This is a genomic window from Sphingobacterium ginsenosidimutans (genome assembly GCF_039536865.1).
In the GTDB taxonomy this organism is placed as follows: domain Bacteria; phylum Bacteroidota; class Bacteroidia; order Sphingobacteriales; family Sphingobacteriaceae; genus Sphingobacterium; species Sphingobacterium detergens.
In genome coordinates this window covers 1,590,288-1,605,781 of record NZ_BAAAZK010000002.1, presented here as the reverse complement: position 1 = coordinate 1,605,781, position 15,494 = coordinate 1,590,288, and the positions used below count along the sequence as shown (strand labels likewise).

Genomic DNA, 15,494 nt, shown 5'->3' with positions numbered 1-15,494 from the left:
ATTATCTATTAATTTTCCATTGATGCGTATCGTCTTCAAATAGTTCTTTCCCCCAGATGGGCATTTCTTTTTTTATGCGTTCAACAAGTTCGTCACAAGCATCCATCGCTGCACGTCTATGTGCTGACGATGTGAATACAAAGAAGCAAATTTCGCCAACCCGTACTTCACCTTCACTATGATAAACATGCATACAGGCTAATGGGTACCTATCAAATATTGCTTCGCGGATCTCCTCCATTTTTAGCAAGGCCAGTTCCCGGTTTGTCGTATAATCAATAGCCTTTACGATTTTTCCATCGATCTGATCAGCCCTGATCTGTCCCAGGAAGATGCTATGTGCACCAATTTCAGGTTTATTATGGTGCTTTGAGATAGCTTCCGCAACCAAAGTAGCCGGAATCGGTCCTTGAAAAAATATGTCGTTTTTTTGTTTAGTCATTTAAATAGTTTTCTAAGGCGATCATGCCGCCGTCCAAATGGAATATTTGTTGTCCAGCATCTGTCTGCTCGTAAAAATACTGGGCAGCTATCAGGCTCCTTTTTCCGCTCTGACAGATAAAAATAACCCGTGTGTTATGTATATTTTTAATTTGTGCTGGTAATGTTGAAAGCGGAATGGATAGATGCGGCTGTGACAGACGCGGAAGTTCATTTGGATCGCGTACATCGACAAGGACAACATCCGCTGCAGACCATATTTCAACAAACTCTTTTGCAGCTATGGCCTGTATAAATTGGCTCTCCGAAGCACAATATTGCTCATAATTAAACGCACTCAACTCAGCTAAAGTTTGTGGGTAAATGGTTTCTGGGGATGTCGTTAAGGGGATTTCAAAGATATAACTGCTATTGTCAAGCATATTGACCGTCATTAATTTATTAATCAAAGCGGTACCAATACCAGTTAATAACTTGATGGCTTCGGTTGCTTGTAATATTCCGATCATACCGGGCAATACCCCTAATACCCCTGCCACATTACAATCTGGCGCTTCCAAGGACGTGGGAGGTGTCGGGAACAAATGCCGATAATTTGTCTTTATCCCTTCTTTGTCGGCTACATTGAATGCAGCTATTTGTCCTTCATATTGGTAGATTGCAGCAAAAACCAAGGGTTTATCCAATAAACGGCAAGCATCGCAAAGCAGATATCTTGCAGCAAAATTATCTGTACAATCCATGATGAGGTCGTACGAACGGATCAAATCTGCGACATTGTTCGAATGCAGTTGTTCCACCCAATAGTGGATCTCAATTTCAGGATTCTGCTGCTTGAGCTTACCTGCTGCTACCTCAGCTTTAGCTCGGCCGATATCGTTAGTATCATACAGCACCTGGCGGTGCAGATTGCTCAAATCGACATGATCATGGTCTATGATACCAAGAGTTCCGACCCCTGCAGCAGTCAGATATTGGAGTACAGGGCAGCCAAGCCCGCCGGCGCCAACGACGAGCACGCGTGCAGCTTGCAGCTTTTGTTGGCCTAACTCACCAAAACCAGGGAGGGCATAATGCCTCGAATACCGTTCATTCTGCATTGCTTATCCTCCTGAATAGGGTGGCATTAAGGCAACAATATCATTTTCCTGAAATGTTACCGCTGTCTTAATAATGGTATTGTTCACGGCTATCAATAGGCTACGCTGTGCCAATTCAGCATGGTCGCGCGATAATGTTGCCAATAACTCTGTCGTATCGTTAGCTGTTATATAAAACTCCTTTGCCAATATATCGGTCAGGGAGCCAAAGGTCTTTACGTGAACTTTCATTTTTTTATTCATTTTTTGTCAAAGTTTCGCCTCTTTTCATCCTACTCTGTTCATCTCACAATTGAAAGACTTGTTCACTTTCTTTATGTTATCCGATTTAGATAAATAGATCAGCCAATTTTTTTGAAATTTATTAAGCTGATGTAAACAATAATTTATAGGCTGCAACCAAAAGAACTGTAGCGAGTACATACTTCAGTGCATCCTGTTTTAATTTTTTTGATCCAAGATAGGCTCCGAGTAGGCCTCCAAGGAAAGCTACCACAACGTATCCCCACATATGGGCATTGAACGAAATGCCTTTTGTGAGCATACCCCCAAGTCCCGACAATGAATTTACAAAAATAAATGCAGCACTAATAGCAGCAGTTTGTTTTTGATCGGTCCATTTAAGTAGGATCAGAAAAGGGGAGAGGATAATTCCACCACCAATACCGATCATGCCTGACAACAACCCGACAGCCCCACCGATTGCCAAGGCGCCAAAACTATTATAAGGTTTGAGCTCATCTTCGGCAGGACTCTTAAAAAAGAAAAATCGAAAAATAGGAAAGAGTAACAGTAGTCCCAGCAACCTCTTGTACAAATGATCTTCCAAGGTAATCATGCCGCCTATAAAAGCCATGGGAACAGAGGCGATGGCGACCATCAAAAACAGATTCCTTTTGAAATAATGCCCCCTATAGTACTGTATAAAGGATGTTAAAGAAACAAAGAGGTTAAGCACCAGTGCTGTAGGTTTCATTTCCTGTGGTGCAATTCCATAGAGTGCCATCAATGCCAGATAACCACTTGCACCACCGTGCCCAACTGACGCGTAAAGAAAAGCCAGCATAAAAAGGAAAAAATAAAAAAGCTCAAATTGCATGGCTCGATTAGGTTAAAAGATGGATATAAACCTCGTCGCCAGCCGCACAGCCATTGCTATCCTCTTCGAGAATCAGCAGGCAATTGGCCTGTGCGTACGATTGCAGACGATAAGATTCTTGCGCGTGTAAGGGTTCGACAGCATGTCCGTCGTATCGTGCCTTAAGGAAATGAGTCAAACCGGGCTTTTTACTATAAGCATGTGTCGTATGGGTTTTGATGGAACGTGTTCGTTGAGGAAGCTCCATCATACGTTCCAATGCGGGGACCACATAGAGATAAAAACAGGTTAGGGCAGAGGACGGATTGCCGGGGAGCCCAAACACCAGTTTTTCATTTTGTGTGCCGAAAAAGAGGGGTTTTCCCGGTTTTTGGCGGATACGATGAAAACGCTGTTTAATGCCGCAGGCCTTAGCCACATCCGCGACATAGTCATAGTCGCCCACACTGACACCACCAACTAAAAGAACAATATCCGCTTCATCCAATGCATTTTCCAAAGCTGCCCGGAGCTGGCTCCTGTCATCCGGCACATGCCGACTTTCAACATGCAGTATACCTTGCTGCCGCAGCGCAGCTTTTAGCTGGTAGGAGTTAGACTCATAAACTTCCCCATAGCCAAGTGTCGTACCAATAGGTTTCAGTTCGTCTCCGGTGAGAATAAGCTGTATCCGTGGTGGCGCAGTAACAAGAACATCCTTGCATCCGATGCCTGCGAGATAGCCAATAGCAGCCGGAGTCAATGATGTTCCTGGGAGCATGGCGATACTTTCTGCCCTAACTTCTGACCCTTTGGGGCGTACATTGTCTCCCAATTGGAGAGCTTCATCGCGAATCTGGATTGTATTTGCATCGCTCAAATCTACTTTTTCCTGCATCACTACTGTATCTGCGCCTTGAGGCAGAGGAGCTCCGGTATAAATGCGCATCGCCTGTCCTTCTGTCAATATTTTTTCGACCGTGGTGCCTGCAGGAATTTTGTCCACGACAGGAAGTTCCCGCTCTTTGTCGCAATATCGAATGGCATAGCCATCCATCGATGACTGGGGAAAAGCAGGAATTGACTGCTCAGCAATAACAGTTTGGGCTAGCGTGTATCCCAAGGCTTCTTCGAGGGGAAGCCGTATCTGTTTTGGTGCAGGCAGATGATGATGGATGATATCTTTGGCCTGCTGAACACGGATAAATTGATGGGGGAGATTGAAATAATCGTCTTGTGTATCGATATCATACTTTGCGTCCTCATAGGAGAATATGACCCGATCCTCCGAAAATTGCTCGGCTACTTTTTTTGCCCCCTGTTGTCCCTCCAGGCACATCAGATGCTCAAAATATTTTCTGTCAAATAGTACCGGAGCGCCCCATATTCCTGAAAAACCGGTTGCTACAATACCTTTATCAGTACTATCGGCCAATTGGATAAGCTGCTGAAAGACATGTCGGTCAACGAAAGGTTGATCGCATAGACTGATTATACAACGATCCAGATTGGGATGATGTTTTAATAAATCCCCTAAGCCTACACCAATAGAGGTAGACATTCCGGTCGCCCAATGCGGATTGATTACGACAGAGACGTTACTGTCCTTTAATGCCGAGTTGATTGGGTCAGGATAGGCACCTATCACGACAGATACCTTGGCATCGGGAACAGCCAGCGCTTCCCTACTGATACGTTTCAATAAAGTTTCACCTTCAAATTCGAGCAGCTGCTTCGGGAGGCCGAGCCGCGAAGAATTTCCGGCCGCCAATATGACTATACCTATTTGCTTTATCATCCACCAATCGTTATCATACTCCGATTCTTGAGAAAATCGGTGTCTATATGTTTAAAATCTGTTGTTAATTGTCCCCCTAATTCCTTTGCTTTGGCGCTAATGGTAGCTTGGATCAATGGAAGCACTTCTTCACCTGCACGTAATGCTGTCAACAGATCGGTTTCACCTGTAGAGAATAGGCAATTTTTGAGTTTACCATCTGCAGTAAGCCGTATCCGGTTACATCCTGCACAAAAAGGGGCGGTCATTGTACTTATAATAGCAATACGCCCAGCATGTCCGGCAATCGAAAATGCTTTAGCGGTATCGTGTGGACCTGCAGTGATCGGTTCTATGGGATAGCTCCGCTGAATAGTCGCTAGAATATCGGCCTGTGTATACACCTGGTTGCTGCTCCATTTGTTCCCACTGAATGGCATAAATTCGATAAAACGGATTTCTATTGGCTTCCTCGCTGTCCATGCAACAAAATCTAAGATCTCATCGTCATTGATACCTTTCATTACCACCATATTGATCTTGGTATGGATTCCATGTTCGAGCAAAAGGTCTATATTGGCACGTACGCGGTGAAAATAATCCCTTCGTGTGATCTGAAAAAATCTTCCTGGTTGCAAGGTGTCCAGGCTGATGTTGATACTTTTGAATTTTGCGTCCACAAGCTGAGGCAACATGTCGTTGATACGGATTCCGTTGGTCGTCATATGAAGTTCAACCGGAAGTTTGGACAAACGCGCTATAATATTGGCTGCATCCTTGCGAACCAAAGGTTCACCCCCTGTAAGGCGGATTTTGCTGATTCCTTGATCGACAAACAATCGGGCCAGTTGCTCAATTTCGTCCACCTGCATCAATTTGTCATTCGGTGTAAAGCTATACTCTTCCTCCGGCATACAATAGAAACAACGGAGGTTGCAATTATCGGTAAGCGATATGCGCAGGTAGTTGTGTATCCGTCCAAATGTATCCGTTAGCATGATGTCTTCTAAATTATTGTGGGGTATTCAGTATGTATTTTCGTTTTGAGGAACTTTAATGAAGTTGCTGGCCGATTATTCAACACAGCTTTAATCTCTGCAAGGATTGCTATAGCGATCTCTTCGGAAGTTTCGGCACCGATATCGAGCCCTACTGGGCCGTAGATAATGCTTCGTTGACTTTCAGTGACGGTCATACCAGCCTTTTGCATATCGTCAAACATGCGTAGTAATTTGGTCTTGGGACCCAAAGAGCCAATATAACGTGTCGATGTGTGCATCAGGTCTTTAAGGAGCGTGAGATCGTAAGCATAGTTATGTGTCATCAACACAAAAACAGTCCATGGATCTATGCTTAATTTAGCCTTGATTTCAGCTGCTGAGGCTGCAATAAGCTGATGAGCTCTTGGAAAGCGTTGAGCATTGACATGGCTGGCACGTCCGTCGACCACCGTAATTTTCCAGCCGAGCAGGTGCGCTGTTTCTACGACGGGTTGCGCATCATTACCGGCACCGGCAATAACCAAGTGCACGGTAGGAACCAGGTACTCAATGAGTACTTCACTGCTTTGCCCGTTCTCCGGAAAGGAAGTGAGAACCGATTTTCGTTCTCTTTTGGCAAATTGGATATGCGCATTCAGTGGCGAATAGTGCGCGTCTAGGGCAAAAGCCTGCTCCTTCAGATCTTTAATAAGTAAACGGGTTCCTTTTTGTTCCCCCTGTCTGTCCGTAGAAAAGAATGTAATCAACAAGCCTTCTTCACGTTGTTGAAGCAAGCGTTGCAGCAATGCGATTGGATGATCCTTTCGTTGTAGGTCCACATATTCAAAAAGGATATGCACTATACCATTGCATCCAAGTTGTAATCCGATTGACGAACCTTCCTCCGTATTCGTATCATAACTAACGAGGCGGTTTTTCTGTTGATGGATAGCTAAGAGCGCTTTTTTTAGGGCATCTCCTTCAAGACATCCGCCGCTGATGGCTCCCGTCATTTGCCCGTCTTCTGTTACTAGCATGCGGGCCCCTGGTCTTCGATAAGAGGAACCTTCAACCTTAACCACAGTGGCAAGCACCATCCTGATATTTTCGGAAGCAGCTACACCGGCAGCTAAAACAATGTCGTTAATCTCTTTCATGCAAATACGGGCAAGACAGTGGAACGCGGATATAATGATTAAATCAATAACAATATAATACAATGCCGTTTATCAAATTTAATGAATTACACGTTAAAAAACACCAAAACTGTAATAATGGTAAAAACATCCGTAAAATGTATAATTATTTGATTAATTTAAATAACGATTTTGTACCACTGAATAAACTGAATGCTAGCGTATAAGTAAGAAAGCTTATCCCATTTGAACCGATAAATATCGCTTACATAAACAAGAAAAAACAAAGATTATGGCAAAATATTCAATTTTAGTAAATGGCAAAAAGCACGAAGTTGATGTGCTTGAGGATATGCCCTTGCTTTGGGTACTCCGTGATATCATTGGTCTTAAAGGGACCAAGTTTGGTTGTGGAAAAGCGCTATGTGGTGCCTGTACCGTACATCTCAACGATACCGCAATCCGATCCTGTTCATTTCCGGTCTCTGCGATCGGTGAGGGCAAAATCACAACAATCGAAGGGCTTTCAGCGAAGGGGGATCACCCTGTTCAGGAGGCCTGGGAAAAATATGTCGTACCCCAATGCGGCTATTGCCAGACCGGACAGATCATGAATGCAGCAGCTCTTTTGAAGAAAAATGCGAAACCTTCGGTCGCGGAGATCGAGCAAGCGATGCAGGGCAATCTCTGTCGCTGCGGTACATATAATAGAATCAAAGCAGCCATTTTAGAAGCAGCTGGTACACCCGTTACAAACGGCTAGGTATTATCAAAAATATAAACAAGATGAAAATATTAGCTCCTTTTCAAAAAAGAAAAACCGAGAAGGTCAATTCAGAGATTTTTTCCGTTTCTAGACGCGACTTTTTAAAAGCCAGCGGCTTGCTTACTGGTGGCTTGGTTCTGGGTGTAAGCTTCTTTAGCTGTGATGACAAAGGTAAAAAAGTGGCCACTGTGGCTCCAAATGTGTATTTAACAGTTGGTTCAGATGGTAAAGTGACCATTGTCGCACATCGTTCAGAGATGGGACAAGGTATCCGTACCTCTCTTCCTCTGATTATTGCGGACGAATTGGGTGCCGACTGGACGAAGGTGGAAATCATCCAGGCTGAAGGAGATGAAAAAAAATATGGCAACCAGAACACGGACGGTTCCTTTTCAGTACGGATGTTTTATAAACCCATGCGGGAAGCCGGTGCTATAGCCCGATTACTCCTTCTTCGTGCGGCAGCCAAAGAATGGAACGTTGACGTAAACCAATTGGATACCAAAAATGGACAGGTTATCCAACGGGATTCCAGCAAGAAAAAAGATTTTGGAGATCTGGTAGAAACTGCAAAAACTCTTCCTATCCCGAAAGCCAGCGAAGTTAAACTAAAAGACAGACAGCAGTTCAATATGATCGGCAAAGAAACACCGATCATTGATCTACACAATATTGTCACCGGAAAAGCCGTGTTTGGAATTGACGCCGTTGTCGAAGGGATGAAAATTGCGGTCATTAAGCGGTGCCCAGTGGTGGGCGGTAAAGTAAAAGCCGTAAACGACAGTAAAGCCCTGGCTGTTCCGGGCGTTCTCAAGGTGATTACGATCAAAGGTGCCGGACTACCGGCCACCTTATCCAAACCATTGAGTGGCGTAGCTGTCATCGCCGAAAATACCTGGGCCGCCATAAAAGCAAGGGACTTGCTGGAGGTGGAATGGGAGTTGGGACCCAACGCCGGCTACGATTCAGCCAAGCAAATCGAAGAACTTAAGCAGGTGGTAGCACAGGAGGGAACAATCCGTCGTAAACGTGGCGATTTCAACGCCGCAAAAGCGAATGCAAAAAAAGTTATTGAACACACGTATATCGCCCCCTATTTGGCGCATGCAACCATCGAGCCGCCCTGTGCTTTGGCTGTCGTGAAAAACGGAAGCTGCGAAGTGTGGGCCTGTACACAGAATCCGCAGGGCGCACGGGATGCAGTAGCCACCGAACTGGGTATGGCAGTGGAGAAGGTGAAAATGAATGTAACCCTCTTGGGGGGCGGATTTGGTAGAAAGTCAAAGCCAGACTTTATCCTAGAGGCAGCAATATTGGCCAAAGAATCTGGTCTGCCGATCAAGGTGCAGTGGACACGTGAGGATGATATTCGTCATGACTACTACCATGCGATGAGTGTACAGCGCATTGTTGCCACCATCGACAGCCAAAATAAATTGAGTGGCTGGGCCCATCATATTGCTAATCCGTCTATCTCTGCGACAGAGGATTTATCGGTGGTACAGCCCAGTGACGGCGAATTAATGTTGGGCGCCTCAGATTTCCCTTACAATGTTCCAGCGATCAATATTGCTACGCATGATGCAAAAGCCCATCTGCGGATTGGCTGGTTGAGGTCTGTGCGTAATATTCCACAGGTTTTTGCCGCTGCGACAATGCTAGACGAAATTGCTGAAGCAAGAGGTATGGATGCCGTTTCGAATGCCCTGGAGCTCCTCGGTGAAGACCGCCACATTACCTTTGAGCAGGAACTGATCAAGACAAGCTATCCCAATTATGGTGAAAAGATCGAAGATTACCCCTGGGATACAGCACGCATGAAGAAGGTGATCGAGCGGGTAGCCAAGCTTTCCGGATGGGGTAAATCCATGCCAGCAGGGACTGCACTGGGCTTTGCGGCACATAAAAGCTTCTTAACGTACGTTGCCTGCGTGGTTGAGGTCAATGTGGATCAGCACAAGAAAATCAGTATTCCCAATGTCTACTATGTGGTGGACTGCGGACTAGCTGTCAATGTAGACCGTATCAAATCACAATTTGAAGGTGGCGCACAATTTTCCGCAAGTCTGGCACTCAAAAGTACGATCACGGTAAAAGATGGTCAGGTAGAGCAGGGTAATTTTGACGGGTATCAGATCATTCGAATGCCTGATTCTCCAAAACAGATCCATGTGGATATTATCGATAGCGACGCAAAACCGACCGGAGTAGGAGAACCTCCAGTACCGCCATTTACACCGGCACTCTGTAATGCGATTTATGCGGCAACAGGAAAGCGGAGCTATACCTTGCCAATTGATCTAAGTATTTAAACACAATGCATTAAAGTAAGCACCATAAATTTTAGTATATTTAATCTATGTGAACTGGCAACCATGGAATCCAACGCACTGCTCAATACGACTTTAAAACAGATTGACCTTGTCAAAGTGACGGGTCGTATCCCAGCGCATGTCATGGATAGCATATCGATCGAAGAACCGCTGGAAATCAGAATATGCATGACGGTTGACGGAAAGACCGAATATAAAAATATTTCGGTCACGATGCGGACACCCGGCCATGATGCCGAACTTGCTACAGGATTTTTATTTACCGAAGGCCTTATTTCTGCGATCAGCCAGGTAGCAGCTGTGGATCGTTCGGAAGCGCCCTGCACAAGAAATAACGACAATATTGTTATTGTGAGACTGAACGACGGATTTACCCCCATAACAAGCGCTTTGGACCGAAATTTTTACACCACTTCAAGTTGCGGTGTTTGTGGAAAAGGCTCCATCGCAGCAATCAAAACAGTTAGTATTTTCAAGGATCTTGCGCCTATATCCTGTGCAATTGCATTAGATATACTCTATCGCTTGCCGGATCTGCTCCGTGCCGCACAGGGAAATTTCTCCGCCACCGGCGGTATACATGCTGCTGGTCTGTTCAATTTACAGGGGCAGCTCATCGCCTTACGGGAAGATGTAGGACGGCATAATGCACTTGACAAACTTGTCGGGCATGCATTGTCCGCTGATTTGTTGCCGCTGCAAAAACATATCTTGGTTTTAAGTGGCCGGGCGAGTTTTGAATTGGTACAAAAAGCAGCCATGGCTGGGATACAGATTATCGCAGCTATCGGGGCGCCATCAAGTTTAGCGGTTGAACTGGCCAAGGAATTCGATATCACCTTATTGGGCTTTTTACGCGAGCATCGATGTAATATCTATAACCTGGCAGACCATGTTAAAATAGAAGGATTAGCGGGAATGCTTGACTACACTACAGCATTAGATCAAAAAATAGAAAGATGAAAATAAGGATTAAAGATAATTCCGTTAGACTGCGATTGACGATGTCCGAAATTGATAAATTGGGCAATACCGGCGAAGTTGCCTCCCGAACCGAATTTATCAACCAGCCCTTTGTATACCGCATCCTGCAAACGGATACTGACGGACTCATTGCTTCTTTTGTTGAAAATGAAATTGTGATCGGACTGTCTGCCAATATGGTAAGGGAATTGGTGGCGACAGAGCGGATAGGTTTCGAAGGGCAGTCAGGACCAGTTAAAATTCTCGTGGAAAAGGATTTTGCCTGCATTGACAATACCGTGGAGGATCAGAGCGACAACTTTCCGAATCCCAATCTCAAATGCTAGGCACATCGAAAAATAGTGTGAACTGTCCCAAAATCTAATGGTTATGGAAGAGAACAATAATCAAAAATTGGATCAATCAGTCCATAAGGAGCCACAGGCAGAAAACCCTTATAAGCTCTTAAATTTGAAATTGACACCCGTTGAAAAATCAGCGGCTGGCGTACCGGCTGTATTGGCGGCCTTTGCCGATCTTATCGAAGAGAAAACGCTTATCCGTGGCACCAAGGCGCTGTTCAAAATGAATCAGGTCGGTGGCTTCGACTGCCCGAGTTGCGCTTGGCCTGATCCAGACGATGAGCGTTCGCCGGTAGGCGAGTACTGTGAGAATGGAGCAAAGGCACTGGCAGAAGAAGCCACAACAAAAAGGGTCACTCCAGATTTTTTTAAGAACAATTCCGTGTACGATCTCTCCCAACTCAGCGATTATGAGATCGGTAAGATGGGGCGGCTGACAGATCCGATGTATCTGCGTCCGGGAGGAACACATTATGAACCGATCAGCTGGGAAGGTGCCTTTCAAAAAATAGCAGAACAGCTCAATGCATTGGAATCGCCACATCAGGCAGCCTTTTATACCTCAGGCCGTACTTCCAATGAGGCATCATTTGTCTACCAATTGTTTGCCAAGGAATTGGGTACCAACAATATGCCGGATTGCTCCAATATGTGCCATGAAACCTCAGGCTCGGCACTTCGCCCCACTATTGGAATCGGCAAAGGAACCGTCAAACTGGATGATTTTTACGAAAGTGAACTTATCGTTATCATTGGTCACAATCCGGGGACAAATGCCCCTCGTATGATGAGTGCACTGGAAAAGGCAAAAAAGAATGGCGCCAAAATCATTGCAATCAATCCCTTGCCCGAAGCTGGATTAATGGGATTTCATAATCCCCAGCAGGTTAATGGGATCATCGGCAAAGGCGTGAGTTTGGCCGATCTTTATCTTCCCGTGAAGATCAACGGCGATATGGCGCTTTTAAAGGCACTGGAACTTATTTTACTGGACCTCGAAGCTAAAAATCCGGGCCTGGTTGTTCATTCCGATTTTATTAACAACAAGACAACGGGTTATACGGACTTTTTGGCGCAATTCAGCAAATCGGACTATAACCTGGAACATCTGAGCCAGCTAAGTGGCATTGCAATTCCCGATATACAAAAAGCGGCGGAACTGCTCGCTTACAGAAATAAAATTATCTTTTGCTGGGGAATGGGGCTCACCCAGCAGCCCAACGGTGTTGATATGATCCGCGAGATCCTCAATATCTTGTTGATGAAAGGAAGTATCGGTATTAAAGGGGGCGGTGTCTGTCCCGTTCGGGGGCACAGTAATGTCCAGGGAAACCGTACCATGCTTATCGATGAAAAACCCACCGACGAACAGTTAGATAGGCTGCAGCAGTATTTTGGCTTTGATCCACCCCGTGAACATGGTTATGATGTGGTGCGGGCAATTAAAGCGATGCACGCCGAAAAAATCAAATTTCTGTTTTGCATGGGCGGGAATTTTTTGTCCGCCACACCCGACACAACATTTACGGCAAATGCGCTTCGGAAGCTGAATTTATTGGTCGCTGTGTCCACAAAATTAAACCGTGGCCATCTGATCCATGGTAAAGAGGCGCTTATCCTGCCGACCTACGGACGTAGTGACAAGGATATTGTAAACGGTGAAGTTCAGATCGTCAGCACGGAAAACTCCATGGGTGTGGTTCAATCCTCTAAAGGGGTATTGGATGCTGTTTCCAAGAATCTGGTCAACGAAACCCAGATCGTTTGCCGGATGGCCATGGCAACCTTAGGAGATCGGTCGGTAGTCGACTGGAAGCGTTATCATGACAGCTACGACGCAGTACGTGATGCAATTGAGCAATGTATACCCGGTTTTGAGAATTACAATGTGAGGGTCCGTCAGCGCGATGGATTCTATCTGCCGAATGGCGCCCGTGATGCGCAATCTTTTTCGCAGGAACTCGGCGGGCGAGCACCCTTCACATTAACAGATATCCCCGAAAACCATCTGGATGCCGATGAGTATATGATGGCAACAACGCGAACCCATGACCAGTTCAATACCACCATCTATGGTCTTGACGACCGCTATCGGGGGATAAAAAATGAGCGACGCGTGGTGTTTATGAATCAGAAAGATATTGATAAAGCTGGTTTTAAGGCTGGAGACAAAGTGGACCTTTATAATTACGATGATGGTATAGAACGCGTAGCTCCCTTATTTTTGATCGTTTCCTACGCCATTCCTGAAAAAAATACGGTCACGTATTTCCCGGAGACGAATGTATTGGTTTCGGTCAACAATGTGGTCAAAGAAAGCAATATGCCGGCTTCCAAATATGTGAAGATCAAAATAAAACGACATGACCCTGAGGTATATAAGAAAGTGGATGAAATGCTTTACCGGGGCGCACTTCAACGACCTTAATCGTTGTTGTTGATTATGGCTTTTACGCTGTCGGCCTCAGCAGGGGTATTGACATTGACAAGGGTATTGACATGCGGGGCTTCAATACCTAGGGCCTGATGTTGTATCAATGCCCGGCGTGGTGAAAGTTTATGTTGAGCCTGCATCTGCTGGAGTATGGGCAAACTACTGGGTTCCCAGATAGCGAGTAAGGGTTCGGGTGAGCTGTCCTGTGGGCTTTTAAATGCGGTAGCGATCCTTTGTGGATCACGATGTTGTATTAAATAGGCGAGAGCCTCTGAGTCGACTAGAGGTAAATCACAGGCCACAACCAGCCAAGCCCGCTCGGGGCGAAATTCAAAAGCGGTCAGTATTCCACCCATAGGACCAATGTCTGTATAACGATCGGAAAGCCATGCGTAGGTTGAAGCCATCTCTTCGCCGCCTGCTATTTCATCAAGCTGTTCTGCACGACAGGAAATGTATACCTCATCGCAATAATTCCGTAACATATCGGCCAAATAATAGACTTGTTCTTTACCATGCCAATGCATCTTTTCTTTCGGACTTCCCATGCGCAGGCTTCTGCCACCGATAAGCACCAGGCCGTTTAATGGGGGTAAGCGATTATCATTCAGAACTATCATGTTGTATTCAATGGATCAATTGTATTGAAGTTACGTATTTCAACGCGAATTGGAAACATTACCATCAACTATTACCTCACCCGCCTGGCTATGAATGAGTGAACATTCATAATCACGCTAAATTAATCCGATATCGGGGCTTGTTAAAACTTTCTGATGCAAACGATACTTCTACCTGTAATAATGGTAATTAATTCAGGAATTTATATACAGTAAACAATTTTTTTTAAAGCATATTTGTATCATGCTGATTGAAAGCGGAAGATAGCGATCCTGAATGCATTCCCTTTATAAGCGAAAATTTATGACACTTATTTTAAATACAAGCATGGCAACTATAAATCTAAAAATCAACGGTAAGCAACATGCACTGGATGTCGATCCATCGACACCTTTATTATGGGTTTTACGGGAGCATCTAAACCTTGTCGGTACCAAATACGGCTGTGGAGTAGCGGCCTGTGGAGCCTGTGTTGTGCATCTGGATGGTGAAGCTGTACGTTCCTGTGTAACCAAAGTAAAGCGGGCAGCCGATAAGGAGGTGGTCACGATTGAAGGTCTCTCTGAAAAAGGCGATCATCCACTACAGCAGGCATGGCAACAGGTTGATGTACCGCAATGTGGTTACTGTCAGTCCGGGCAGATTATGTCTGCGGCTGTCCTGTTACGGGAAATTCCCAATCCAACGGACGAGGAAATCGATCTGGCAATGGCCGGTAATATCTGCCGCTGCGGCACTTATCTCCGGATCCGTAAAGCCATTCATTTAGCTGCCGAGATTCAACAGGAAACGAAGTAAAAACTAGCCCAAAATATTTTGTTTATGAAATATAACACTCGACATAAAAAGGAAAAACGGCCTTATAAAATCGTGGTAGCATTAGCCGTTTTGGCGATTATTATGACATTCATGGTTTCGATCGCCGCAAATTCCGGATCAGCAGCAGTAAGGTCTAGGGAGGACAAAATAAAGCATGAATTGGTGAAGCGTGACAGTATGAAGTCTGTTGCGGCATTTTCCAAAGTTTACAGCGTATTGATGAGTCCCCGATGTGTGAATTGTCATCCGGCTGGAGAAGTACCTTTACAGGGAGATGATAGCCATTTACATGCGATGTTACCCCAGCGAGGGAAGGATGGAAAAGGAATCCTCACCATGAAATGTGCCAACTGTCATCAACCTGAAAATACCCCCGGTACCCATACCCCTCCGGGTAGTCCCAACTGGCACCTTCCGCCAGCAAACATGAAAATGGTTTTCGAAGGTAGAAGTCCCCGCGAGCTCGCACAACAAATTATGGACCCAACGAGAAACGGCAATAAAGATATGAAGGCATTAATAGCCCATGCCGACGATGAGCTGGTAAAATGGGGCTGGCAACCGGGAGAAGGTCGGACATTGCCGCCGTTAAACCATAAAGAGTTTAAGGAAGCCTGGATTACCTGGTTAAAAAATGGGGCCTATGCACCTTCGAATTAATTTTTCATTGTTGTCGAATAATAC

The 15,494-nt window shown here is 45.3% G+C and carries 15 protein-coding genes; 7 read left to right on the top strand and 8 right to left on the bottom strand.

The genetic code is table 11. The annotated features are described in order from the left end of the window. Position 1: 1 nt before the first annotated feature. The 7 genes from ABFX33_RS06630 to ABFX33_RS06600 form a co-directional block, all read right to left on the bottom strand. Positions 2–442 carry a molybdenum cofactor biosynthesis protein MoaE gene (locus ABFX33_RS06630; RefSeq protein ID WP_346085041.1) on the bottom strand — a complete coding sequence of 147 codons (441 nt, stop codon included), beginning with the start codon at positions 440–442 and terminating at the stop codon, positions 2–4. Continuing rightward, a complete protein-coding gene (locus tag ABFX33_RS06625; RefSeq protein WP_346085039.1) occupies positions 435–1,541 on the bottom strand; it encodes a ThiF family adenylyltransferase in 1,107 nt (368 codons plus the stop codon). The genes ABFX33_RS06630 and ABFX33_RS06625 overlap by 8 nt, the downstream gene beginning before the upstream one ends. Positions 1,542–1,544: 3 nt before the next feature. Then, positions 1,545–1,772 carry a MoaD/ThiS family protein gene (locus ABFX33_RS06620; protein WP_346085038.1) on the bottom strand — a complete coding sequence of 76 codons (228 nt, stop codon included), beginning with the start codon at positions 1,770–1,772 and terminating at the stop codon, positions 1,545–1,547. Between the two features lie 133 nt (positions 1,773–1,905). Further along, positions 1,906–2,640: a sulfite exporter TauE/SafE family protein gene (locus ABFX33_RS06615; RefSeq protein WP_346085036.1), complete on the bottom strand. Its 735-nt coding sequence runs from the start codon at positions 2,638–2,640 to the stop codon at positions 1,906–1,908. 7 nt (positions 2,641–2,647) lie between these two features. Next, positions 2,648–4,417, bottom strand: coding sequence for an NTP transferase domain-containing protein (locus ABFX33_RS06610; RefSeq protein WP_346085035.1), 1,770 nt, complete (start codon positions 4,415–4,417; stop codon positions 2,648–2,650). Continuing rightward, a complete protein-coding gene (gene moaA, locus ABFX33_RS06605) occupies positions 4,414–5,394 on the bottom strand; it encodes a GTP 3',8-cyclase MoaA (RefSeq protein WP_346085033.1) in 981 nt (326 codons plus the stop codon). The genes ABFX33_RS06610 and moaA overlap by 4 nt, the downstream gene beginning before the upstream one ends. Before the next feature lie 8 nt (positions 5,395–5,402). Continuing rightward, entirely contained in the window at positions 5,403–6,533 is a 1,131-nt protein-coding gene (locus ABFX33_RS06600; RefSeq protein ID WP_346085032.1) for an XdhC family protein, read from the bottom strand. 271 nt (positions 6,534–6,804) lie between these two features. Between ABFX33_RS06600 and ABFX33_RS06595 the strand changes: the two genes are divergently transcribed. The 5 genes from ABFX33_RS06595 (at position 6,805) to ABFX33_RS06575 (ending at position 13,364) form a co-directional block, all read left to right on the top strand. Further along, positions 6,805–7,275 (top strand): (2Fe-2S)-binding protein, encoded by a 471-nt coding sequence (locus tag ABFX33_RS06595; RefSeq protein WP_346085030.1) that lies wholly within the window; start codon positions 6,805–6,807, stop codon positions 7,273–7,275. A 23-nt stretch (positions 7,276–7,298) separates the two neighbouring features. Further along, a complete protein-coding gene (locus ABFX33_RS06590) occupies positions 7,299–9,590 on the top strand; it encodes a xanthine dehydrogenase family protein molybdopterin-binding subunit (RefSeq protein ID WP_346085029.1) in 2,292 nt (763 codons plus the stop codon). A gap of 63 nt (positions 9,591–9,653) precedes the next feature. Beyond that, positions 9,654–10,574, top strand: a complete 921-nt coding sequence (gene fdhD / locus ABFX33_RS06585) for a formate dehydrogenase accessory sulfurtransferase FdhD (protein ID WP_346085028.1) — start codon at positions 9,654–9,656, stop codon at positions 10,572–10,574. Further along, entirely contained in the window at positions 10,571–10,921 is a 351-nt protein-coding gene (locus tag ABFX33_RS06580) for a DUF7009 family protein (RefSeq protein ID WP_346085027.1), read from the top strand. The genes fdhD and ABFX33_RS06580 overlap by 4 nt, the downstream gene beginning before the upstream one ends. A gap of 43 nt (positions 10,922–10,964) precedes the next feature. Continuing rightward, on the top strand, positions 10,965–13,364 hold the full coding sequence (locus ABFX33_RS06575; RefSeq protein ID WP_346085025.1) for an FdhF/YdeP family oxidoreductase: 2,400 nt from the start codon (positions 10,965–10,967) through the stop codon (positions 13,362–13,364). On the opposite strand, the gene ABFX33_RS06570 is transcribed toward ABFX33_RS06575, so the two are convergent. After that, on the bottom strand, positions 13,361–13,990 hold the full coding sequence (locus ABFX33_RS06570; protein WP_257088366.1) for an NTP transferase domain-containing protein: 630 nt from the start codon (positions 13,988–13,990) through the stop codon (positions 13,361–13,363). The genes ABFX33_RS06575 and ABFX33_RS06570 overlap by 4 nt on opposite strands. 328 nt (positions 13,991–14,318) lie before the next feature. Here ABFX33_RS06570 and ABFX33_RS06565 point away from each other — a divergent pair, with 328 nt between their 5' ends. Together ABFX33_RS06565 and ABFX33_RS06560 are read left to right on the top strand one after the other, a co-directional pair. Further along, positions 14,319–14,789, top strand: coding sequence for a (2Fe-2S)-binding protein (locus ABFX33_RS06565; RefSeq protein WP_257088367.1), 471 nt, complete (start codon positions 14,319–14,321; stop codon positions 14,787–14,789). Between the two features lie 24 nt (positions 14,790–14,813). Further along, on the top strand, positions 14,814–15,470 hold the full coding sequence (locus ABFX33_RS06560) for a hypothetical protein (protein WP_346085023.1): 657 nt from the start codon (positions 14,814–14,816) through the stop codon (positions 15,468–15,470). Positions 15,471–15,494 lie beyond the last annotated feature (24 nt).